Genomic DNA, 21,635 nt, shown 5'->3' with positions numbered 1-21,635 from the left:
GGATGACCACGGAGGAGGAGACGGCGAGGGCACCGGCCAGGTCCGCCAAGCGTGCCCTCGTCGGCCGGCTGTCCTGGGGGCTGGCCGACCAGGCGGCCTCCAGCGTGAGCAACTTCGCGGTCGGCATCTACGTGGCCCGCTCGCTCGGGGTGACCGCGTTCGGCGTGTTCAGCCTCGCCTGGGTGACGTACGGCGTGGTGCTCAACGTCTCCCGCGGGCTGGCCACCGATCCGCTCACGGTGCGCTTCAGCGGTCCGCCGGGCCCGGCCTGGCGCGGGGCGGTGGGCCGCTCGACGGGCACCGCGCTCTGCGTCGGCATCGTCCTCGGCGCGGTGTCCCTGGTGGCCGGGCTCGGCCTCGGCGGCCGGGTGGGGCCCGCTTTCGCCGCGCTCGGTCTCATGCTGCCCGGACTGCTGCTCCAGGACGCCTGGAGGTACTCGTTCTTCGCCGCGGGCACCGGGCGCAAGGCGTTCCTCAACGACGTCGCGTGGGGTGTCGCCCTGATCCCGGCCATGGTGGTGGCCGCCCATGTGGGCACGGTGGCCGCCTTCGTGCTCGCCTGGGGCGCGTCCGCCACGGTGGCGGCGGGCTACGGCTGCGTCCAGTCCGGCATCCGGCCCCGGATGGCGGAGGCGCGCGGCTGGCTGCGCGAGCAGCGCGACCTCGGCTACCGCTACCTCGTCGAGAACGTGAGCCTCAGTGGCGCGAGCCAGCTGCGGGCGTACGGGGTCGGCGTGATCGTCGGGGTGAGCGCGGTGGGGGCCGTGCGGGGCGCCGAGCTCCTCATGGGCCCGTTCCTCGCCGTCCTGATGGGGCTGTCCCTGGTGACCGTCCCGGAGGCGGCCCGGGTACTGCGCAGGGCCCCGCACCGGCTGGCCAGGTTCTGCCTGCTCCTCGGCGGGGGGCAGGCCGCGGGCTCACTGATCTGGGGCGCGGCCCTGCTGCTGATCCCCGGCGGACTCGGCGAGACGGTGCTCGGCGACGTCTGGCACTCCGCCTCCCAGCTCATCGTGCCGATCAGCCTCGGCGTCGCCGGCGCGGGCCTCGGCACCGGCGCGGCGGCCGGGCTGCGCGCGCTCGGCGCGGCCCGGCGCAGCCTGCGCTGCCAGTTGTTCGCCTCCGTCTGCTACGTCGGCGGCGGACTCGGCGGCGCGGCCGCCGCGGGCGCGGTCGGCTCGGCCTGGGGCGTCGCCGCCGCGACCGTCGGCGGCTCGGCCGTGTGGTGGCTGCAACTGCGCTCCGCCCTGCGCGAGCGCGCACAGGAACCGATCCCCGAAGTGAGGACGTCATGACCGCGCAACCCAGGCTGAGCATCGGCCTGCCCGTGTACAACGGCGAGGAGTACCTGGCCGAGTCGTTCGACGCCCTGCTCGGCCAGACGTACGAGGACTTCGAACTGGTCGTCTCCGACAACGCCTCGACCGACGGGACCGAGGACATCTGCCGCCGGTACGCGGCGAAGGACTCGCGCATCCGGTACCTGCGGCTGTCCCGGAACATCGGCGCCACGCCGAACCACAACCATGTGCTCGCCGAGTCCCGCGGCGAGCTGTTCAAGTGGGCCTCGCACGACGACCTGTACGGCCGGGACCTGCTGAAGCGCTGCGTCGAGGCGCTGGACGAGCGGCCGGAGATGATCCTCGCGCACACCGGCCAGGCGGTCATCGACGGCGACGGCAAGGTGAAGGTCCCCTACGACTACACGCTCGCCACCGACTCGCCGAACGCGCCGGAGCGCTTCCGCAGCCTGCTGTTCGAGCCCGGCGGCGACGACTTCTACGGGGTCATGCGCACCGACATGCTGCGCCGGGTGAAGCCGATGGACAGCTACCACCACGCGGACCGCACCTACGTCGCCGAGATCACCCTGCACGGACCCTTCCACCAGGTGCCCGAACTGCTGTACTTCCGGCGCGACCATCCCACCCGCGCCGAGCGGGCGAACCCGTCCAAGCGCTCCCGGTGCGTCAACCTCGACCCGCGCCGGGCCGGCCCGCTGCACCCGACGCCCCGGCTGCTCGCCGAGTACGTCTGGGGCTTCGCCTCGTCGATCCGGCGGGCGCCGCTGTCCCCGGCCGACCGGCGCGCCTGTTACCGGCACCTGGCCGCGTGGATGACCAGCCGGGTCCGGCCGGGCGCAGGCGAGCGGGTCGAGGACCGCGCCCCGGTCGACCCGGACCGGCTCGACGTCTCGGTGGACGCCCTGGTCGCCGGCCGCGAGGGGAGGCGGTCGTGACGGCCGCGGGCAAGGCTCCGGTGCGCGCCGGGGTGTTCGGCCTGCTCGGCTCGGGCAACCTGGGCAACGACGGGTCGCTCGAGGCCGTGCTCGGCTATCTGCGGCACAGACACCCGGAGGTGGCCGTGGACGCGCTGTGCGGCGGCCCCGAGGCCGTGACGGCCCGGTACGGGATCCCCGCGACGCGGCTGCACTGGTACCGCGGGGAGTACCGGACCGCGTCCCGCGCGGCCGCGGTCGTGGGCAAGGGCCTGGGCAAGTTCGTCGACGTGTTCCGCACCGCCGCCTGGGTGCGCGGGCACGACGTGGTGATCGTCCCCGGCATGGGGGTCCTGGAGGCCACGCTGCCGCTGCGGCCGTGGGGCTTCCCCTACTCGCTGTTCCTGCTCTGCGCGACCGGGCGGCTGTCCGGCACCCGGGTCGCGCTGGTCGGCGTCGGCGCCGCCCCGATCGGCAACCGGGCCACCCGGACGCTGGTGCGCTGGTCGGCGCGGCTCGCCGCGTACCGGTCCTACCGGGACGCCCCGTCCCGTGACGCGATGCGGGCGATGGGCGTGGACACCTCGCGCGACGAGGTCTACCCGGACATCGCCTTCTCCCTCCCGGCGCCGTCCGCGGGCGCGCCCGCGGAAGCGCCGGGCCGGGTCTGCGTGGGCGTCATGGCCTTCCACGGCAGTGACGACGACCGCGCCCGGGCCGACGAGATCCACCGGCGCTATCTCGACGGGACGACCGGGTTCGTCCGGGCGCTCGTCGAGGAGGGCAGGCCGGTCCGGCTGATCACCGGGGACGGCGTGGACGCCCCGGTGGTCACCGCCATCCTCGACGCGGTGGACTCTCCGCTGGTCAGTGTCGCCGAGGCCGCCTCGCTCGCCGACGTGATGAAGGAGATGGCGGCCGCCGACAGCGTCGTGGCGACCCGCTACCACAACCTCATCTGCGCGCTGAAGGCCGGCACCCCGACGATCGCGCTCAGCTACGCGGCCAAGAGCGACGCGCTCATGGACCTCATGGGGCTGGCCTCCTACTGCCATCCGGCCCGCGAGGTCGACACCGACCGGCTGCTCGAACAGTTCCGGACCCTGGAGAAGAACACGGCGGACGTCCGCCGGACCCTCGCCGAGCGCAACGAGGACGCCGTCCGGCGCCTCGACCACCAGTTCACGGCCCTGACGGCGGTCCTGTTCCCGGCGACCGACCACGCCCACGCCAACGCCCCGCGGGAGACTCCATGAAAGCGACCGAGGTCCAGGCGATCGCCGGCGCGTACCTCTTCGAGCCGACTCCGTACGCCGACGAACGCGGCTTCTTCTGCCGCACGTTCGACATCGACGTGGTCCGCTCGGTGGGCCTCGACCCGTACGCCTTCGTCCAGGACAGCCTGTCCCGCTCGGTCAAGGGCGTGCTGCGCGGTCTGCATCTGCGCTCCGGCGCCGGCGAGGCCAAGCTGGTGCGGTGCTCGTCGGGCCGGATCTTCGACGTGGTCGTGGACCTGCGGGCGGACTCGCCGACGTACCGCAACGTGGCCACGTTCGAGCTGTCCGGCGAGACGCAGGTGACCCTCTACATCCCGGCGGGGTGCGCGCACGGCTTCCAGGCGCTGACCGACACCGCCGACACCTCGTACCGGATCGACCGCCCCCATGATCCGGCCGAGGACGTGACGATCGCCTTCGACGACCCGGAGCTCGCCGTTCCCTGGCCGCTGCCGGTCACATCGATGTCAAAAAGGGACCGGGAGGCACCGAGCCTCGCCGAGGTCCTGAAGCACGAAGAGAGTTGAGGTCCGCGTGGACACCGAAGAGCTCACCCTTCCCCTCTCGCGGAGGGCCAACGAGCGACTGCACGCCATGATTCCCGGTGGCGCGCACACGTACGCCAAGGGCGACGACCAGTATCCCGACAACCTGGCCCCGGTCATCAGCCACGGCAACGGTGCCCACGTGTGGGACGTCGACGGGAACCGCTACATCGAGTACGGCTCCGGCCTGCGGTCGGTCAGCCTCGGTCACGCCCACCCGCGCGTGGTCGAGGCGGCGCGGCGGGAGCTGGACCGCGGCAGCAACTTCGTGCGGCCCTCGATCCTGGAGGTCGAGGCCGCGGAACGCTTCCTCGCCACGGTGCCGACCGCCGAGATGGTGAAGTTCGCGAAGAACGGCTCGGACGCCACCACCGCGGCGGTGCGGCTCGCCCGCGCCGCCACCGGGCGCACGCGGGTGGCCCTGTGCGCCGACCATCCGTTCTTCTCGGTGGACGACTGGTTCATCGGCACCACGCCGATGTCCGCCGGCATTCCGGCGGCGACCAACGAGCTGACCGTGACGTTCCCCTACGGGGATCTGGCGGCCACGGAGGAGCTTCTCGCCCGGTATCCCGACGACGTCGCCTGTCTGGTCCTCGAACCCGCCACCCACACCGAGCCCCCGCCCGGCTATCTCGCCGGCCTGCGCGAACTGGCCGACCGGTACGGCTGTGTGCTGGTCTTCGACGAGATGATCACCGGCTTCCGCTGGTCCGAGGCGGGCGCCCAGGGCCTGTACGGCGTCGTGCCCGACCTCTCCACGTTCGGCAAGGCGCTGGGCAACGGATTCGCCGTCTCCGCGCTGGCCGGGCGCCGCGAGCTGATGGAGCTGGGCGGGCTGCGTCACTCCGGTGACCGGGTGTTCCTGCTGTCCACCACGCACGGCGCGGAGACGCACTCGCTGGCCGCCGCGACGGCCGTGCTCACGACCTATGTCGAGGAGGGGGTCACCGCTCGGCTGCACAGCCTCGGGGATCGGCTGGCCGCAGGTGTCCGCGAGGCCGCGGCGACCATGGGCGTCGGCGACCACATCGTCGTCCGGGGCCGGGCCAGCAACCTGGTCTTCGCCACGCTCGACGAGAACGGGCAGCCGTCGCAGGAGTACCGCACCCTGTTCCTGCGGCGGCTCCTCGCGGGCGGGGTGCTGGCCCCGTCGTTCGTGGTGAGCAGCGCGCTCACCGACGCCGACATCGATCACACCGTGGACGTGGTGGCCGAGGCCTGCGCGGTGTACCGCAAGGCACTGGACGCCGGCGACCCCACACCCTGGCTGGCCGGACGGCCGGTGAAGCCGGTGTTCCGCCGCTCGGTGTGACATGACGTCAGCCCCGCTCCCCGCGCCCGGCGTCGGCCATGCGCTCGGCACTCCGGTCCGGTCTCCGGTGCGAGGGCCGTTCGGCCCGTCGGCCGCGGTCGGTGATCCGGTCGGCCGTGCGGTCGACCAGCCACGCGGTGGCCGGTAGCACCGCGAGTCCGGTGCACCAGCCGCCCAGGGCGTCGGTCGGGTAGTGCGCGCCGAGGGCCACCTCCGCCCAGCCCATGGCGGCCCCGGCGGCCAGCGCCGCCGTGAGCACGAGTGACAGGGCGGCCGTCCTGCCGAGTCCGGGGCGGCCGGCCGGGGTCAGCGCCACCACGAGGGCGATCGTGGTGGCGAAGGCGGTGTGCCCGCTCGGGTAGGACAGGTTGTCGCCGTGAATGGTGCGTCCCACCAGGGACTTGAGGAGCGTCGCCGTCCCCACGGCCAGGGTGGGGCCGGCGACGACGAGTACGGCGGCGCGCCGGCGGCCGTGGAGCAGGAAGGCCGCGACCAGGGCCGTCACCAGGGCCACCGAGCCCACCGGCTCCCCCAGGAAGTCCAGGGTCAGGGCGACGTTCCGCCAGGGCGAGCCGATGCCGTACGCCTCCGTCCCGAGGCGCGCGTCCAGCGGTCCTGGCGTGCGGTCACCGGCGTACAGGAACCCGAGCACGAGGACCACGAGGGCGGCGATGACGGCGGTGGACCCGAGCCGCACGCGGAGCCGCGGGGGTAACGCGGAGGCTTGCGCCTGACGCCAACTCCCCACTGACGCACCCCCGTTGTGTCCGATTAGGCCCGCGCGCGAGCCTTTGTCACCCTAGCCAACGAAGTCCTCGGGCGACACCGCCGTCGGCCGGACGGCGGGTCAACACTTCGCGAAATCTCAACGGGACGGCTCGATGGTGACGTTGACGTGTTTCATCAACGGCTGGTCGCTCTGGAGGCTGTAGTCGCCGATCGCGCAGAGGACGTTCATCTCCGGCATGTAGCCGGCCGCGCAGCCGCGGGGAATGTCGTAGGGGATGGCCAGATAGCCGTCGAGTTCACGGTGGCTGCCGTCCTTGGCGGTGCTGACGATGTGGACCGGGGTGAACTCGGAGATGCCGCGTTCGCGCATGTCGTCCTCGTTCATGAAGACCAGCGTGCGCAGGTTCTTGATGCCCCGGTAGCGGTCGTTGTCCGAGTAGATCGTGGTGTTCCACTGGTCGTGCGAACGCATGGTGCCGAGCGCCAGGGTGCCGGGGGCGGGCACGACGTCGGGCAGGGGCGCGGCGGAGAACTCGGCCAGGCCCGAGGGGGTGAGGAAGACCAGTTCGCGGGCGGGCTGTTTGATGCGGAACCCGAGCGGCAGGCGCACCCGCCGGTTGCAGTCCTCGAACCCGTCGAGGACCCGGGCCATCGTGTCGCGGATGCGGTCGTAGTCCTCGATGTACCACTCCCAGGGGGTGCCGCTGTCCGGGAGCGCGGCGCGCGCGATGCCCGCGATGATCGCGGGTTCGGACAGCAGGTCCTTCGAGGCGGGCCGCTTCATGCCGACGGACAGATGGACCATGCTCATCGAGTCCTCGACCGAGGTGCTCTGGACGCCGCCGCGCTGGTGGTCCTTCTCGGTCCGGCCCAGACACGGGAGGATGAGCGCCCGGCGGCCGTGCACGAGATGGCTGCGGTTGAGCTTGGTGCTCACCTGGACGGTGAGGTCGCAGTTGCGCAGGGCCGCGTAGGTGTACGGGGTGTCGGGCGCGGCGAGGGCGAAGTTGCCTCCCATGCCGACGAACACCTTCACGTCGCCGCCGTGCATGGCCCGGATGGTGGCGATGGTGTCCTTGCCGTTCTCGCGGGGCGGGTCGATCCCGCAGACCTCGCCGAGCCGGTCGAGGAACTCTCCGCTGGGCCGGTGGTCGATGCCGCACGTCCGGTTCCCCTGGACGTTGCTGTGGCCGCGCACCGGCGAGGGACCGGCACCCTCGCGGCCCAGATTGCCGCGCAGCAGAAGGAGGTTGACGATCTCGCGCACGGTGTCGACGCCGTGCTCGTGCTGGGTGACACCGAGGCACCAGCTGATGATGGAGCGGTCGGCGTCGCGGTACACGCGGGCCGCCTTGAGGATGCCGTCCCTGGCGATCCCCGACTGGAGCTCGATCGCGTCCCACGAGGTGGCCTCGCACACCGCGCGGTACTTGTCGAAGTACGCCGTGTGCCGGTCGATGAACTCCTGGTCCAGGGCCTTGGGATCGGTCTCGGACTGCTCCAGGATCGCCTTGGCCATGCCCCGGATCAGCGCCATGTCGCCGCCGATGCGCGGCTGGAGGTTCAGGGTGCTGGTCCGGGTGGACTTGAACACGGCCATGTCCGTGAAGTCGTGCGGGACGATGGTCCGGGTGGCGGCCGCCTCGACCAGCGGGTTGATGTGCACGATCTGGGCGCCGCGGTGGTAGGCCTCGGCCAGGGCGGTGAGCATCCTGGGCGCGTTGGAGGCCGCGTTGACGCCCATGATGAACAGGGCGTCGGTGGTCTCCCAGTCCACGAGGTCGGCGGTCCCCTTGCCGGTGCCGAGCGAGGCCTGAAGGGCCCGGCCGCTGGCCTCGTGGCACATGTTCGAGCAGTCGGGCAGGTTGTTGGTGCCCAGTTCGCGGGCGAGCAACTGGTAGAGGAACGTGGCCTCGTTGCCCAGACGGCCCGAGGTGTAGAAGGACGCCTGGCCGGGATCGTCGAGTTCGCGCAGGGTGCGCCCGGCGAGTTCGAAGGCGTCGCGCCAGCTGATCGGCACGTAGTGGTCCGACTCCGGGTCGTAGACCATCGGTTCGGTCAGCCGGCCCTGGTCCTCCAGGTCGTAGTCGCTCCAGCCGGACAGCTCGGTCACCGAGTGCGCGGCGAAGAACTCGCGGCCGACCCGCTTGCCGGTCATCTCCCAGGTGACGTGCTTGATGCCGTTCTCGCAGATGTCCAGGTGCAGGCCCTTGTTGTCGTCGGGCCAGGCGCATCCGGGGCAGTCGAAGCCCGTCCTCTCGTGGTTCATGCGCATGATCGCGCGGGGGCCGTCCACGAGGGTGCGTTCGCGCACCAGGAACTGGCCCACGCTCTTGGCCGCACCCCAGCCGGCGGCCGGGTGGTGGTACGGATGGAATTCGGGTTCGCCCCGTGGGTCGGGCCCTACGTGGGGCGTCCGGCCGTCCTGTCCGTCCTGTCCGTTCTGGGATGCGTTCAAGAGTCTCACCGAGCTAGCACTGGGGTCGTCGTCCGTGGTTCGCGGCGTGCTTGCGGCGGCCCTTCTTCTTCCGGCGTCGCTTCGAGGACATGGGGACCTCCCTCACTGGCACTCGCAGGACGGCGCGGGGCGTCCTGAACTCCGGTGACCCACGATTCCACACATCCCAAGGCGTCGCGATCCGGCTCTTAAGCACTCTTAAGCCGCACAAGCGCACGGATATGCTGATAGCGCCCCGATTCGACTCACCTCCCACACCCCGAGGAGCAGGTATGTCCAGCGAACCGGCACCGATCAGCGAGGCCGCCCGCCAGGCACTCGAGCAGGAACTCGCCGACCTGCGCACCGAACGCGGAACGGTCGCGGCGACGCTGCGGGACTCCGACGCGGAAGTGGGCGACCAGGCCGACGCCGCGGACGAGTTGCAGCGCGCGGACGATCTGCGGCGCCTGGACGACCGGATCACTCGGATCACCACGCGGCTCTCCCAGGCCGACCTGGCGGGTCCGCCGCCCACCGACATGGTCGGCGTGGGCAGCACCGTCACCGTCCGGTTCTCGGACGGCACGACGGACACCGTGCAGATCGGCGAGGGCGCCGCCGTGCTGGACCGGACCCTCGTCACGGCCGACAGTCCGCTCGGCCGCGCCCTCCTCGGGCACCGCGCCGGGGACACCGTTGACTTCGAGGCGCCCGACGGCCCCCGGAGCGCGGTCGTGGTCTCCCTGGACGGCTAGGACTGCCGTCGGGTTCTGTCCGGCCTGTCCGGCCCGTCCAGGAGTCAGTCCCCGTAGCTGGAGGGCGGGTAGGGGGCCCGGTTCCGCCGGGTGAGGTCGCCCGTCGGGATCCGGCCCGCGCCCACCTCCAGGTCGATCTCCATGCGCTCCCGCCGGTAGGCGGCCTCGGGGTCGTCCACGGGCCCGGCGGGCAGACCGGCTTCGCGCCGCTCGCGGACCGTCCGCGCGTGGAGTTCGTCGTCGTCGCACCGGAGGGGCATTCCCCTGTTGTGGGCGTGTTCCGGATCGCCTTCGACAGCCCGGTTGGACTTGTGGTGCGTCATGCGCAGCCTCCTCAAACGACTGCCCGGCGTCTCGCGAGCCCGGGCAGGTCCTCGGTGTCAGGAGTCCTCCGTCCCGTCGTTCGTCGTACGTCGCTACTCGCTTTGTGCGTCGTCCGGGGCACCCGCACCCGGGGCCCCCGTGCGCACCGTGCACACCACGGAGCCGTCCCGGTCGTCGGCGACGATCGTGTCGCCGGGTTCGGCCTCGCCGCCGAGCAGGAGCTCCGCGATGCCGTTGTCCAGTTCCGTCTGGATCGTGCGCCTCAACGGGCGGGCACCGAACTCCGGTTGATGACCATGGGCGACCAGCAGCTTCTTGGCCGCGTCGGTCACCTCCAGCGTCATGCCCTGCGCGTGCACCCGGCGCTCGCTCCGGCCCAGGAGGTGCTCGACGATCTCGGCGAGATCGCCCTCGTCCAGACCGTGGAAGATGATGATGTCGTCGATGCGGTTCAGGAACTCGGGCAGGAACCGGGTCCGCAGCTCGTCCATCAAGGCGTCCTTGAGATCGGACACATCGCCCTTGTGGTCCAGGATCCGGTGCGCGCCGATGTTGGAGGTCATGATCACGACGCAGTGCCGGAAGTCGACGGTGCGGCCCTGACCGTCCGTCAGACGGCCGTCGTCGAGGATCTGGAGCAGCGTGTTGAAGACATCGGGGTGCGCCTTCTCCACCTCGTCGAAGAGCACGACGCTGTACGGCTGCCTGCGGACCTTCTCGGTCAGCTGCCCCGCCTCGTCGTACCCGACGTATCCGGGAGGCGCGCCGACGAGCCGGGCCACCGTGTGCTTCTCCTGGAACTCGCTCATGTCGAAGCGGATCATGCGGTTCTCGTCGCCGAACAACTGCTCGGCGAGGGTCTTGGCCAGCTCCGTCTTGCCCACGCCGGTGGGGCCGAGGAAGAGGAAGGAACCCACGGGGCGGTTCGGGTCGCCCATGCCGGCCCTGTTCCGGCGCACGGCCTGCGAGACGGCGGTGACCGCCTCGTCCTGGCCGACGATCCGGGAGTGCATCTCCTCCTCCAGCTTGAGGAGCTTCTCCTTCTCGCTGGCGGTGAGTTGGGACACGGGGATGCCGGTGCGCCGGGAGACGATGTCCGCGATGTCACGCGCGGTCACCGAGACGACGCCGGCGCGCCGCTCCTCGATGCCCGCGAGCTCGCCCTCGGCCTCGGCGATGTGCCCCTTGAGCTGTCCGGCCCGTTCGAAGTCCTCGGCGGCCACGGCCTGGTCGCGTTCGCGGCGCAGCTTCGCGATGCGGTCCTCGCGTTCGGCGGCCTCGGTCGAGCGGCTCGCGCTGCGCAGCCGCACCCGGGCCCCCGCCTGGTCCATCACGTCGATCGCCTTGTCGGGCAGGAACCGGTCACTGATGTAGCGGTCGGACAGTTCCGCCGCCGCGGCCAGGGCGCCGTCGGCGAAGCGGACCTGGTGGTGCGCCTCGTAGGCGTCCCGCAGTCCCTCCAGGATCTGTACGGTCTCCTCGACCGTCGGCTCCGGGACCATCACCGGCTGGAAGCGGCGTTCGAGAGCGGCGTCCTTCTCGACGTACTTGCGGTATTCGTCGATGGTGGTCGCGCCCACGACGTGCAGTTCTCCGCGGGCCAGCGCGGGCTTGAGCATGTTGCCCGCGTCCATCGAGCCCTCGCCCGTCGCGCCCGCGCCGACGACCGTGTGCAGTTCGTCGATGAACAGGACGATCTCCCCGTCCGACGCCTGGACGTCCTCGATGACCTTCTTCAGCCGCTCCTCGAACTGTCCGCGGTACTGGGCTCCGGCCACCATGCCGGACAGGTCGAGCGAGACGACCCGCTTGCCCTTGAGGGTGTCGGGGACGTCCCCGGAGACGATGCGCTGCGCGAGGCCCTCGACGATCGCGGTCTTGCCGACCCCCGGCTCCCCGATGAGCACGGGGTTGTTCTTGGAGCGCCGCGAGAGGATCTCGATGGTCTGCTCGATCTGCTCGGCGCGTCCGACGACGGGGTCGAGCCGGCCGGCCTTCGCCTCCTCCGTCAGGTCCCGGCCGAACTCGTCCAGGGTCGTGGCCGGCTTGTCGGGCTCGGCGGGGCGGCCTTCGGGTCGTGCCGTCCGCTCCGTGAGACCGGCCAGCTTCTGCGCGTCCTGTCCGTCGGCGCGCAGCAGCTGGGCGGCTCCGGTGTCGGCGTCGCCGAGCAGGGCGGCGAGGATGTGCTCGGGTCCGATGTAGGACACACCGGCCGCCTGCGAGCGGGCGTACGCGGCGGCGAGGGTCCGTTTGGCGGCCGGGGTCAGGCCCGGCTCCGAGGACGGTTCGCTGCTCTCCCGGGGGAGGACCTCGGCGAGCTGCGCGGCGAGGGCGTCGGGGTCCAGTTCCGCGCGGGCCAGCAGCGAGCGCGAGGGTTCCACCTTCGTGGCGGCCCACAGCAGGTGCTCCGTGTCGAGGTCGGACGTTCCGTCCTGCTGGGCCCGCTGCGCGGCCAGGTTCAGGAGTTCCTGCGACGACTCGGTCAGCAGGCGTCCGATGGGTACCCGCTGCACCGCCGGCGGGGAGGACGCGGGGGACATCCCGAAGAAGCGGTTCAGCAGTTCACCGAAGGGGTCGGACGAGCCGAAACCGTACGACGACATCGACATGGACAGCTCCCGGTGCGACGACGAGTCCTCTCCACCTTTTCGCGGCGTCTATTGCTCCGCAACCGGAGCGGACATCCGTGCCGGGAGCGCCCTGGCCTGCGCTTTCCTCCCGGGCACGACGGAACTCGCGTGGGGCGAGGGCGCGTTGACGGACAGCGGAGAACGGGTGGGGTCCGGCCCGTGGAGCCGCCCGGAGTGCCGCCCGTCCCGGGGTGCGCCCGCGTCTCCGGCGAGGTCAGACCGTCTGCCTGCCCGCGTCCCTGCCCGTGCCCCCGCTCGTCTCCGTCCACGGGTCGAGCGCCACGACGGCCTCGTCCGTGTGGACGAGGAACGTCAGGGTCTGGCGGAAGTACAGGTCGATGCCGTCGGCGTCATGGGCCGTGTAGCCGATGGCGAGATCCTCGCCGAGGCGCAGTTCGTAGTCGCCGCCCCGCGTGGACAGGAGGAAGGCGCCCTCCACGGCCGGCGCCCAGATCAGCAGGCCGTCGAGCAGCCGGCCGAGGTGGGCGGAGACGGGATAGCCGTGGTCGGAGGTCTCGCTGACCGCCGTGTACGCCTCCGCGCCCAGGAGCAGCGCGTACGGGCCCTGCACACCGGCCAGCCGGAGCGTGCTCAGGGCGTGGCTGACGGCGTCGGGGAAGTCGCGCGGCTCGGCGGGGAGACGCAGCACGGGGTTGGAGGTGCGGGCGCGCAGGCCGTCGACCCGGGCCGCCGCGTATCCGTTGAAGACGGTCTGGTCCTCGGCGAACGCCATGGTGCGGGCCGCGTCCTTGACCGGCTGCCAGTCCGAGTCCTGGGCGCCGCGGTCCACGTCGTCGACGGCGTCACGGCTCACCCGGAACGGCACCGTCAGTTCGACCAGGGGCTGGACCTGGCGCAGCCGGGCCGCGACGCCGGGCGACGGCCCGTCGATGCGGGACAGATGACCGGTCCCGACGGCGGCGAGCACGGGACCGTCGGGGCCCGAGACGTCCACGACGCGCCGGCCGGCGAGATTGCGCCGGAACGTGCGGCGCGCCTCGTCCTCGATCTCGTTCCACGCGGCGGGCGTGATGGGCGCGAGTTCGCGGTGCAGGTTGCCGGTCCCGGCGGTTCCTGAGGGGGTGGCGTCGGGTGCGGTCGTCATGTGCGGACTCCTTTGAGGCTGCCGATCCCCAGCGAGCCGTTCGCCGTCGGGCGCTCACCGGCCGTGGCGGCCGGGTCCGGAGCGGGTTCGTCGTCCGGAGCGGGCTCCTCGCGCGCCTCGCGTTCGCCGGGGGCGGCGGGGAGGTCGTCGAGGAAGCCGGCGGGGGGCACGTGGAAGAGGCAGCCGGTGATCGCGGTCGAGAAGTCGAGGATGCGGTCGTGGGGGGCCGGGCCGGCTCCGAGGAACATGTTGCGGAGCATCCGCTCGGTCACCTCGGGGGTGCGGGCGTAGCCGATGAAGAAGGTGCCGAACTCTCCCTCGCCCAGGGTGCCGAAGGGCATGTTCTCGCGCACGATCTTGCGTTCGTCGCCGTTGTCGTCGGTGACGGTGTTGAGCGCGACATGGGAGTCGGCGGGTTTGACGTCGTCGGGCAGTTCGACGTTGGCGAGCTTGGTGCGCCCGATGACCCGCTCCTGCTCGTCCGAGGGCAGCGCGTTCCAGGCCCGCAGGTCGTGCAGGTACTTCTGGACGATCACGTAACTGCCGCCCGCGAAGGCGGGGTCCTCGTCGCCGACGAACACGGCGTCGTCGGCCGCGGGGCCCTCGGGATTCTCGCTGCCGTCGACGAAGCCGAGCAGGTCGCGGTCGTCGAAGTACTTGAACCCGTGGACCTCGTCGGCCACGGTGACCGCGCCGTCCAGCCGTTCCATGATCAGCCGGGCGAGTTCGAAGCAGAGGTCGGTCCGGCGGGCCCGGACGTGGAAGAGGAGGTCTCCCGGGGTGGAGGGGGCGCGGTGCCGTCGGCCGGTCAACTCCACGAACGGGTGCAGCTCTTGGGGCCGGGGGCCGCTGAACAGCCGGTCCCAGGCCGCCGACCCGATGCCGACGACGCAGCCGAGTTCGTCGCCGGGTGCCCGGAAGGAGACCGACCGGCGCAGTCCGGAGACGTCCTCCAGCAGCCCGCGGACCGTGTCCTCGTGTCCGGGCGTGACGGTGACCACGAGGAACACGGTGGCCCCGGCCGGTCGGGAGATCACAGCCTGTGGCTCGGCCAAGGGACGGCCTCCTCGTGGGACGCGCGGGTGCCGGTCGCGCGCGGACCGGTCGGTTCCGCCTCCCATCCTGCTGGGTTCCGGTGCAAACCGCACCAGAACGGACCCGCCCCGGGGTGGTGTCAGCGGCTCACGAGTCCGACGACGACATTGATGGCCGTGGCCAGAATGCTGGTGCCGAACACGTACGACAGGAGGCAGTGCCTGAGCACGATCGAGCGGATCTTCGCGCTGGAGACGCCGGTGTCGGAGACCTGGTAGGTCATCCCGAGGTTGTAGCTGAAGTAGAAGAAGTCGCGGTACGCCGGTGGGTCGTCCGTGTTGAAGTCGATGCCGCCGTTCGCGTCGTAGTACACGTAGGCGTAGCGGGTGGCGTACATCAGGTGCAGGGCGGCCCAGGCCAGGAACACCCCGCACAGGGCGGTCACGGCCGCCGCGTGGCCGTGGTCGGACCGGCCGCCGCGCAGGAGCAGCAGCACGATGGCGAACAGGCCGCACAGGGCGACCGCGACCACGACGAGTTCGTCGGTCAGGGGGCGGAAGTCCTCGCGCCGCGCGTTGTCGCGGGTGGCGGTGGCCGTCATCGGCCACAGCACCGCCCAGCCCGCGAGGACGAAGAACAGTTCCGTCGCGGCGATCCCGGACAGCAGGCCGAGGAAGACGTCGTTCGCGAGTCCGACGGCCACGCCCACGACGGCGCCGAAGGCCACCGCGACGGCCAGGCGCGGCACGGCGTCCAGGGACAGGCTCCTCGGCAGGCTGCTCCTCATGGGCGGCACGCTATCCCCGCGGGCGCCGCCCGGCCGGGAGGAACCCGCGGGCGGATCAGACGGGGAACAGCAGGCAGCTGCTGGTGGTGTGGGCGAGCAGCCGGCCGGCCGCGTCGAACAGCTCCGCCTGCGCGAGGGCCGTACGGCGGCCGCTGTTGAGGACGGTGCCGACCGCGCGGACCGTCCCGGTGTCCACGGTGACGGGCCGCAGGAACTTCACGTTCAGGTCGAGCGAGGTGTACCCGGTCCCCCGGGGCAGCACGGACTGCACGGCGCAGCCCGCCGCGGAGTCCAGCAGGGTGGCGTACACGCCTCCGTGGACGCTTCCGATGGGGTTGTAGTGCTCCTCCCCCACGACCAGCGTGAAGACGACCCGGCCGTGCTCGACCTCGTCGAGGGACATGCCGAGGGTCGCGGAGATCGGCGGCGCGGGGAGCCGCCCGGCCTGCATCTCGCGGAGGAATTCGAGTCCGCTGAACCGGGCGACGGCGGCCGCGGAGACGGCCGGGTCCTCCCAGTCGTACGTACGAGACCTGCCCATGACTCTTCCACTCTCCCGACTCGGCCATCTGACTATGTTTTCCGAAGCTAGATGGTGCCGCATCTGGCTGTCAATCCCGCAGTGAGCCTACGATGGGGCGCATGACGTGGCTCGACACCAGTACCGAGAACTGCACGGTGCAGCGCGCGCTCGACCTGATCGGCGAGAAGTGGTCGATGCTGGTCCTGCGGGACGCGATGAACGGCGTACGGCGCTTCGACGACTTCCGGCGGCACGTCGGGCTCTCCGAGAGCGTGCTGGCGGACCGGCTGCGCAAGCTGGTCGCGGCCGGGATCCTGGACACCGTTCCGTACAGCGAGCCCGGCAGCCGCACCCGGAACGAGTACCGGCTCACCCGCAAGGGCTGGGACCTGTGGCCCGTCATGATCGCCCTCAAGCAGTGGGGCGACCGCTACACCGCGGATCCGGACGGGCCGCCGCTGGAGGTCGTGCACGCGGACTGCGGCGAGCAGGTGCGCGCGGCCGTGGTGTGCGGGGGCGGGCACGGCGCTCTGATCCCGCCGGAGGCACGCACCCGCCCCGGCCCGTCGGCACGGCGGGCGGATCCCGGCGCCGGACGGTGACCGGAGACGTTCCGGCGCAGGAAACGGACCCTCACGACCGGCCGCCTCGTGGTGCGGGAGGCCCGCTCGTGACAGCGTGACCCCATAAGGGGCGGTCCCGGCACACAAGGGCTGTCCCGGCACGCCGGACATGGACGTCCGCCGTACGGGCATCCGGTTCGAGCGACCGGCACGGCGGCGCCCCCCAGGACGGCGGGCCGCGGTGCTCGACGGACCGACCGGTGGAGGAACGATGGGCGCGCAGACGGGGCCGTCGGCCCGCGAACGGTGGGCGGCGAGAGCCGCGCTGCTCTCGGCCGCGCTCGCGGTGGCGCTGCCGCTCATCTCCGGCGGCGTACGCGGCCTGCTGCTCCTGCTCGCCGCCCTCGCCGCCATGGCCGTCGCGGCGGCGGCCCTGTGGTGGACGCTGTCCCGGCGGGGCCCGGTGCGCTGGATCGCCGGGATCCTCGCGGTCGTCCTCCCGCTCGCCGCCGTCGTGGTCCTCGCGCTCACGCTGCTGTGGACCCTGCTGCTGTCCCCGGTGCTGTGGATCGTCGCCGTGTGGTGCGGCCGTTACGCGCTGCGCGGCGCCCGCGGCCGGGTCCGCCCGATGAAGGAGCACCGCACCCCGCCGCCCCGGCGGCCGTTCGTCCTCATGAACCCCCGGTCCGGCGGCGGCAAGGTGGAACGGTTCGGCCTGGTGGAGAAGGCCGAACGCCTCGGCGCCCGTGTCGTTCTCCTCGATCCGGAGCGGCACCAGGACGTCACCGAGCTGGCCCGGCGCGCGGTCGCGGACGGAGCGGATCTGCTGGGGGTCGCGGGCGGCGACGGGACGCAGGCGCTCGTCGCCGCCGTGGCCGCCGAGCACGGGCTGCCCTTCCTCGTCGTGTCGGCGGGCACCCGCAACCACTTCGCCCTGGACCTCGGCCTCGACCGGGACGACCCCGCCACCTGCCTCGACGCGCTGCGGGACGGGGTCGAGCTGCGGGTGGACCTCGGCTTCGCCGGGGAGCACCCCTTCGTCAACAACGCCTCGTTCGGCGCGTACGCGGCGGTCGTCCAGGATCCCGCCTACCGGGACGACAAGATCGGCACGATCATGGAGCTCCTGCCGGATCTGCTCACGCGCCAGCGCGGACCCGAGCTGACCGCCCACGCCGCCGGTACGACGCTCGAAGCGCCGCAGGCGGTGCTGGTGAGCAACAACCCCTACCGCACCGACGACCCCGCGGGTCTCGGCCGGCGCGAGCGGCTGGACTCGGGACTGCTCGGCGTCCTCGGCGTCAAGGTGGACAGCGCGGTCGAGGCCGCCGCCCTGCTGCTCGCCCCGGCCCCGCACGGTCTGTCGGTCCTGACCGCGCGCGAGGTGGTCGTGACGGCCGACGGCGGCGAACTGGAGGCGGGCATCGACGGCGAGGCCATGGTCCTGCCCACGCCGGTGATCTGCCGGCTCGCACCGGGCGTGCTGCGGGTCCGGGTGCCGAGGAAGCGGCCGGGCGTCCCGGCGGCCCATCCCACCCTGGACTGGCGCCGGCTGCTGGCCATGGCCCTGCTGGTGGGCCGCACGGCGGGCGTCCACCGCCCGGGCCACGGACCGGGGCGGGCGGACCGGGTCTGACGGCGTCCGGTCCCGTCGCCGGGGAGTTCACCCCGGGCCCGGGGCCCGCGGAGCGCCTACGATCATGCCGTGGTCCTCTTCGTCCTGGAACGCGTGTCCCCGCACTCCGTCGCCGAGAGCTGGCGGAGGCTGACCGACTGGCCCCGGCACGCGGACGTCGTCCCGCTGACCCGGATCACCGTGCGGACACCGGCGCCGACCCGCGAGGGCACGGTGTTCGTGGCGCGGTCGGGGCTCGGGCCGCTCGCGTTCGACGACCCGATGGAGGTCGTCTCCTGGCACCCGCCCGGCGACGGCGGCCCGGGAACGTGCCGGCTGGTCAAGCGCGGCACGTTCGTCACGGGCTGGGCCGAGTTCGAGGTGCACCCGGCGGACGGCGGCGGTTCACGGGTGGTGTGGCGCGAGGACCTGGGCGTGCGCCTGCTGCCCGGCCGCGCCGACCGCCCGCTGGGGTGGTCGGCGCGGTGGATGTTCGGGCGGGCGGTGGACGGGTTGCTGGCCGACTAGGTCGGGTGTCGACCTGCCGGGTCAGTGCCCCGGAAGCAGCGGGGGCTCAGCCAACCGTGCGAGTTCGAGGGCCTGTTGGGGGAACCAGTCCCCCGCCTTCGGGTCGACCGTGCCCCGTTCGGGATCCTCGGGACCCGCGGTTCCGCGCAGGCACAGGCCGTCCGACTCGCCGGGCGTCTTGATCCACAGCCGGGCGTCCTGGAGCGGGTCGCCGGTACGGAGCGTGGGACGGGCGCCGAGGCCGCGGTCCGGCGGGTTGCACCAGTCCTGCGCGTCGGAGTACTTGCCGGCCGGCGGGGTCCAGGTGCCCCGGCCGTTGCGGCTGGAGTCCGTGACGAAGTGCTTCATCCGGGACGGCGGGGTCGTCACATGCGTGTCGAGCCAGGTCTGCGCGTCGGCGCGCGACCACCACTGGTTGGGGCACTCGGCGACGTCGCCGCCGCCGTCCGCGTACGCGAGGCAGGACGAAATGAGCTTGCCGTACCAGGAGTTGGCGTCGTCGGTGTTGTAGTTCGAGGCGTTGGTGTAGAAACCGGAGGCCCGGCCCACCCCGCCCTTGATCAGGCGCGGCACGATGGAGTTGACGGACTGCCAGCCCGGGTGCCCGGTGTCGAGGTAGACCCGCGTCCCGCGCAGGGGCTCCAGCGCGTCGACCGCGTAGTTGACCTCGGCGTAGCGCGCGGCGGTCTTCGTGCCCTGCGCGTCGTCCTGGCCGCAGTCGGAGGGCAGCAGGGCGAGGGAGTCGGGTTCGAGCGTGACGATCGCCTCGCCGCGCCCGATCCCGCGGGCCACGGCGTCGATCCACGCCTGGTACTCGGCGGTGTTCGCGGCGCCGCCGGCCGAGTAGTTGGCGCAGTCCCGGCCGGGGATGTTGTACAGCGCCAGGGCGGGAACCGCGTGCTCGCGGCCCGCGTCGCGCACCACCGCGCGGACCAGTCGCTCCACCTCGGCCGGTGACTGGTCGCCGAACCACACGGCCTGCGGGGTGTTCACCATCGCCAGGATGGCCGCCGCGTCGCGCAACCGGCCGGCCCGGGCGAGGCTCCGGACCTGCTGGTACGCGGCCGGGTTGGCGTCCGGGACGTACAGCGACGGTCCGCGGCCGGCGGGCTCGGCGGCGTGCGCCGGGGGTACGGCGAACAGGGCGGCCAGCCCGACGGACAGAGCGGCGAGCCAGATGGGGGTGCGTCGTCTCATACAGCTTCACTCCGGGGTCGCAACGGTCACGAGGGACTTGCGGGAGCGCTCCCACAGGAGACTCGCCGAGAGGCGCGTCCACGTCAATACGCGACACGGAAGTAGCCGCGAAGGGCACGGAGCGGGCCGCGCGCGAGGCGCGTCCCGGGACGGGCGACGCGGACACGCCGGCCGAGACGGGCGACGCAGACACGCCGGCCGAGACGCGGAAACGCGGCTCGGAAGCGCGGCGCCGAAGCGGGGCCCGGAAGCGGGTGCCCCGAGGCGCGGGCCCGAAGGGCAACTTGGGGGCGAGATCTTGAGGCACTGCCCGGAAGAGGTGGCCCGGGGGCGAGGTCCTGAAGCACGGCCCGGAAGAGGCGGCGCCGAAGCGGGGCCCGGAAGCGGGTGCCCCAAGGCGCGGGCCCGAAGGGCGGCTTGGGGGCGAGGTCCTGAAGCACCGCCCGGAAGAGGCGGCCCGGGGGCGAGGTCCTGAAGCACCGCCCGGAAGAGGCGGCCCGGGGGCGAGGTCCTGAAGCACGGCCCGGAAGAGGCGGCCCGGGGGCGAGGTCCTGAAGCACGGCCCGGAAGAGGCGGCGCCGAAGCGGGGCCCGGAAGCGGGTGCCCCAAGGCGCGGGCCCGAAGGGCGGCTTGGGGGCGAGGTCCTGAAGCACCGCCCGGAAGAGGCGGCCCGGGGGCGAGGTCCTGAAGCACTGCCCGGAAGAGGCGGCCCGGAAGCGCGGGCCCGATGCGCGGCCCAGAAGAGGCGGCCCGGAGATGTGGGCCCGAAGGCGGCCCGGAGGGCGAGCCGGAGCCGCGGCCCTGTGGCGCAGCCCTGACCGCAGCCCGAGCGCCGACCGGAAGCGGGTGCGCGGAGAGGGGCCGTCCCTCAGGCGACCGATCCGATCCGGCGCGCCGGGGACGACGGATTGTCGTGGTGGATGGGCGTGTGCGCCCCGGTGAGGGGGACCCCGCTTCCCCCACGCCGGTCCGCCACGATCTCCGCGGCGATCGACAGGGCCGTCTCCTCGGGGGTCCGCGCTCCCAGGTCGAGGCCGATCGGCGACCTCAGGCGGGCCAGCTCGATCTCGGTGACGCCGACCTCCCGCAGCCGTTCGTTGCGGTCGAGGTGGGTGCGGCGCGAGCCCATCGCGCCGACGTACGCCACCGGCAGCCGCAGCGCGAGCCGCAGCAGCGGGACGTCGAACTTGGCGTCGTGGGTGAGGACGCACAGGACCGTGCGGGAGTCGACGTCGGTGCGCTCCAGGTAGCGGTGGGGCCAGTCCACGACGATGTCGTCCGCCTCGGGGAAGCGGGCCGCCGTCGCGAAGACCGGGCGGGCGTCGCACACCGTCACCCGGTAGCCGAGGAACTTGCCGACGCGGACCAGCGCCGAGGCGAAGTCGATGGCCCCGAAGACGATCATGCGCGGGGGCGGCACCGAGGACTCCACCAGGACCGTGAGCGGCGCTCCGCAACGAGAGCCCTGCTCTCCGATCTCCACGGTGGCGGTGCGCCCCGCGTCGAGCTGGGCCGCCGCCTCGCCGAGCACCGTACGGTCGAGTCCGGGGTGGGCGCCGAAGCCGCCCTGGTGGGAGCCGTCGGCCCGCACGAGGAGGGCCCGGCCCATCAGCTCGGCCGGCCCGCTCACGACCCGGGCGAGGGCCGCCGCCTCGCCGCCCGCCGCGGCGGCCAGCGCCGCCGCGAACACCGTCCGGCGGGCGGTGTCGCGCGAGCGGACGGGGGTGACCAGGATGTCGATGACGCCGCCGCAGGTCAGGCCGACGGCGAAGGCGTCGTCGTCGCTGTAGCCGAAGCGTTCGAGGACGGTCCCGCCGTCCTCCAGCGCCTGCGCGCACAGGTCGTAGACCGCCCCTTCCACGCAACCGCCCGAGACCGAGCCGATCGCCGTGCCCTCGGAGTCGACGGCGAGCGCGGCTCCGGGCCTGCGGGGCGCGCTGCCGCCGACCGCCACCACGGTGGCGACGGCGAAGTCACGGCCCTGCTCGACCCACCGGTGCAGTTCTTCGGCGATGTCCAGCATGTCTCGGTCTCCTTGCGAGCGGTCGGGTG

General features: G+C 72.7%; 19 protein-coding genes. 9 read left to right on the top strand and 10 right to left on the bottom strand.

Features of this window, described 5'->3' with window-relative positions:
* Positions 1-2 precede the first annotated feature (2 nt).
* Genes WJM95_RS26150 through WJM95_RS26130 form a run of 5 tightly spaced genes read left to right on the top strand, consistent with a single transcriptional unit; the run spans position 3 to position 5,352 of the window.
* Positions 3-1,292, top strand: a complete 1,290-nt coding sequence (locus WJM95_RS26150) for a hypothetical protein (protein WP_339132243.1) — start codon at positions 3-5, stop codon at positions 1,290-1,292.
* Positions 1,289-2,236 (top strand): glycosyltransferase, encoded by a 948-nt coding sequence (locus tag WJM95_RS26145; protein ID WP_339132242.1) that lies wholly within the window; start codon positions 1,289-1,291, stop codon positions 2,234-2,236. The genes WJM95_RS26150 and WJM95_RS26145 overlap by 4 nt, the downstream gene beginning before the upstream one ends.
* Complete coding sequence (locus tag WJM95_RS26140; protein ID WP_339132241.1) at positions 2,233-3,471, top strand: polysaccharide pyruvyl transferase family protein; 1,239 nt, start codon at positions 2,233-2,235, stop codon at positions 3,469-3,471. Before WJM95_RS26145 ends, WJM95_RS26140 begins: the two co-directional genes overlap by 4 nt.
* Positions 3,468-4,019, top strand: coding sequence for a dTDP-4-dehydrorhamnose 3,5-epimerase (gene rfbC, locus WJM95_RS26135; RefSeq protein WP_339132240.1), 552 nt, complete (start codon positions 3,468-3,470; stop codon positions 4,017-4,019). Before WJM95_RS26140 ends, rfbC begins: the two co-directional genes overlap by 4 nt.
* 7 nt (positions 4,020-4,026) lie before the next feature.
* The gene (locus tag WJM95_RS26130) at positions 4,027-5,352 is read left to right on the top strand and encodes a glutamate-1-semialdehyde 2,1-aminomutase (protein WP_339132239.1); all 1,326 of its coding nucleotides are present in this window, start codon (positions 4,027-4,029) and stop codon (positions 5,350-5,352) included.
* Positions 5,353-5,359: 7 nt separating this feature from the next.
* Here WJM95_RS26130 and WJM95_RS26125 read toward each other — a convergent pair whose 3' ends face one another.
* Together WJM95_RS26125 and WJM95_RS26120 are read right to left on the bottom strand one after the other, a co-directional pair.
* Positions 5,360-6,049, bottom strand: a complete 690-nt coding sequence (locus WJM95_RS26125) for a phosphatase PAP2 family protein (RefSeq protein WP_339132238.1) — start codon at positions 6,047-6,049, stop codon at positions 5,360-5,362.
* Positions 6,050-6,217: 168 nt separating this feature from the next.
* Complete coding sequence (locus tag WJM95_RS26120) at positions 6,218-8,539, bottom strand: FdhF/YdeP family oxidoreductase (RefSeq protein ID WP_339132237.1); 2,322 nt, start codon at positions 8,537-8,539, stop codon at positions 6,218-6,220.
* 272 nt (positions 8,540-8,811) lie between these two features.
* Here WJM95_RS26120 and WJM95_RS26115 point away from each other — a divergent pair, with 272 nt between their 5' ends.
* Complete coding sequence (locus tag WJM95_RS26115; protein WP_339132236.1) at positions 8,812-9,276, top strand: GreA/GreB family elongation factor; 465 nt, start codon at positions 8,812-8,814, stop codon at positions 9,274-9,276.
* A gap of 44 nt (positions 9,277-9,320) precedes the next feature.
* Here the strand turns inward: WJM95_RS26115 and WJM95_RS26110 are convergent, their stop codons facing one another.
* The 6 genes from WJM95_RS26110 to WJM95_RS26085 form a co-directional block, all read right to left on the bottom strand.
* The gene (locus tag WJM95_RS26110; protein ID WP_339132235.1) at positions 9,321-9,599 is read right to left on the bottom strand and encodes a hypothetical protein; all 279 of its coding nucleotides are present in this window, start codon (positions 9,597-9,599) and stop codon (positions 9,321-9,323) included.
* Positions 9,600-9,692: 93 nt separating this feature from the next.
* Positions 9,693-12,209 (bottom strand): ATP-dependent Clp protease ATP-binding subunit, encoded by a 2,517-nt coding sequence (locus WJM95_RS26105; RefSeq protein WP_339132234.1) that lies wholly within the window; start codon positions 12,207-12,209, stop codon positions 9,693-9,695.
* Between the two features lie 235 nt (positions 12,210-12,444).
* Positions 12,445-13,335, bottom strand: coding sequence for a family 1 encapsulin nanocompartment shell protein (locus WJM95_RS26100; protein ID WP_339132233.1), 891 nt, complete (start codon positions 13,333-13,335; stop codon positions 12,445-12,447).
* Complete coding sequence (locus tag WJM95_RS26095) at positions 13,332-14,390, bottom strand: Dyp-type peroxidase (RefSeq protein WP_339132232.1); 1,059 nt, start codon at positions 14,388-14,390, stop codon at positions 13,332-13,334. The genes WJM95_RS26100 and WJM95_RS26095 overlap by 4 nt, the downstream gene beginning before the upstream one ends.
* Positions 14,391-14,509: 119 nt before the next feature.
* Complete coding sequence (locus WJM95_RS26090) at positions 14,510-15,157, bottom strand: DUF1345 domain-containing protein (protein WP_339132231.1); 648 nt, start codon at positions 15,155-15,157, stop codon at positions 14,510-14,512.
* A gap of 55 nt (positions 15,158-15,212) precedes the next feature.
* Positions 15,213-15,698 carry a PaaI family thioesterase gene (locus tag WJM95_RS26085; protein WP_339132230.1) on the bottom strand — a complete coding sequence of 162 codons (486 nt, stop codon included), beginning with the start codon at positions 15,696-15,698 and terminating at the stop codon, positions 15,213-15,215.
* Positions 15,699-15,799: 101 nt separating this feature from the next.
* On the opposite strand from WJM95_RS26085, the gene WJM95_RS26080 reads away from it, so the two are divergent.
* The 3 genes from WJM95_RS26080 (at position 15,800) to WJM95_RS26070 (ending at position 18,386) form a co-directional block, all read left to right on the top strand.
* Positions 15,800-16,282, top strand: coding sequence for a helix-turn-helix domain-containing protein (locus WJM95_RS26080; protein ID WP_339132229.1), 483 nt, complete (start codon positions 15,800-15,802; stop codon positions 16,280-16,282).
* Between the two features lie 232 nt (positions 16,283-16,514).
* The gene (locus tag WJM95_RS26075; RefSeq protein ID WP_339132228.1) at positions 16,515-17,879 is read left to right on the top strand and encodes a diacylglycerol kinase family protein; all 1,365 of its coding nucleotides are present in this window, start codon (positions 16,515-16,517) and stop codon (positions 17,877-17,879) included.
* Between the two features lie 69 nt (positions 17,880-17,948).
* The gene (locus WJM95_RS26070; protein WP_339132227.1) at positions 17,949-18,386 is read left to right on the top strand and encodes an SRPBCC family protein; all 438 of its coding nucleotides are present in this window, start codon (positions 17,949-17,951) and stop codon (positions 18,384-18,386) included.
* Positions 18,387-18,407: 21 nt separating this feature from the next.
* Here the strand turns inward: WJM95_RS26070 and WJM95_RS26065 are convergent, their stop codons facing one another.
* A complete protein-coding gene (locus tag WJM95_RS26065) occupies positions 18,408-19,583 on the bottom strand; it encodes a glycoside hydrolase family 6 protein (RefSeq protein ID WP_339132226.1) in 1,176 nt (391 codons plus the stop codon).
* Positions 19,584-20,451: 868 nt separating this feature from the next.
* Positions 20,452-21,606: an XdhC/CoxI family protein gene (locus WJM95_RS26060; RefSeq protein ID WP_339132225.1), complete on the bottom strand. Its 1,155-nt coding sequence runs from the start codon at positions 21,604-21,606 to the stop codon at positions 20,452-20,454.
* Positions 21,607-21,635 lie beyond the last annotated feature (29 nt).

The sequence above is a fragment of the Streptomyces sp. f51 genome (assembly GCF_037940415.1).
GTDB lineage: Bacteria > Actinomycetota > Actinomycetes > Streptomycetales > Streptomycetaceae > Streptomyces.
The sequence above is the reverse complement of the archived record's forward strand: the minus strand, read 5'-3'. Positions and strand labels throughout refer to the sequence as shown.

Bases quoted from the DNA above. Each gene is read 5' to 3' on its own strand.
- WJM95_RS26150 (WP_339132243.1), top strand. From the start codon at position 3: ATGACCACGGAGGAGGAGACGGCGAGGGCACCGGCCAGGTCCGCCAAG.
- WJM95_RS26145 (WP_339132242.1), top strand. From the start codon at position 1,289: ATGACCGCGCAACCCAGGCTGAGCATCGGCCTGCCCGTGTACAACGGC.
- rfbC (WP_339132240.1), top strand. From the start codon at position 3,468: ATGAAAGCGACCGAGGTCCAGGCGATCGCCGGCGCGTACCTCTTCGAG.
- WJM95_RS26115 (WP_339132236.1), top strand. From the start codon at position 8,812: ATGTCCAGCGAACCGGCACCGATCAGCGAGGCCGCCCGCCAGGCACTC.
- WJM95_RS26110 (WP_339132235.1), bottom strand. From the start codon at position 9,599: ATGACGCACCACAAGTCCAACCGGGCTGTCGAAGGCGATCCGGAACAC.
- WJM95_RS26105 (WP_339132234.1), bottom strand. From the start codon at position 12,209: ATGTCGATGTCGTCGTACGGTTTCGGCTCGTCCGACCCCTTCGGTGAA.
- WJM95_RS26100 (WP_339132233.1), bottom strand. From the start codon at position 13,335: ATGACGACCGCACCCGACGCCACCCCCTCAGGAACCGCCGGGACCGGC.
- WJM95_RS26090 (WP_339132231.1), bottom strand. From the start codon at position 15,157: ATGAGGAGCAGCCTGCCGAGGAGCCTGTCCCTGGACGCCGTGCCGCGC.
- WJM95_RS26085 (WP_339132230.1), bottom strand. From the start codon at position 15,698: ATGGGCAGGTCTCGTACGTACGACTGGGAGGACCCGGCCGTCTCCGCG.
- WJM95_RS26080 (WP_339132229.1), top strand. From the start codon at position 15,800: ATGACGTGGCTCGACACCAGTACCGAGAACTGCACGGTGCAGCGCGCG.
- WJM95_RS26075 (WP_339132228.1), top strand. From the start codon at position 16,515: ATGGGCGCGCAGACGGGGCCGTCGGCCCGCGAACGGTGGGCGGCGAGA.
- WJM95_RS26065 (WP_339132226.1), bottom strand. From the start codon at position 19,583: ATGAGACGACGCACCCCCATCTGGCTCGCCGCTCTGTCCGTCGGGCTG.
- WJM95_RS26060 (WP_339132225.1), bottom strand. From the start codon at position 21,606: ATGCTGGACATCGCCGAAGAACTGCACCGGTGGGTCGAGCAGGGCCGT.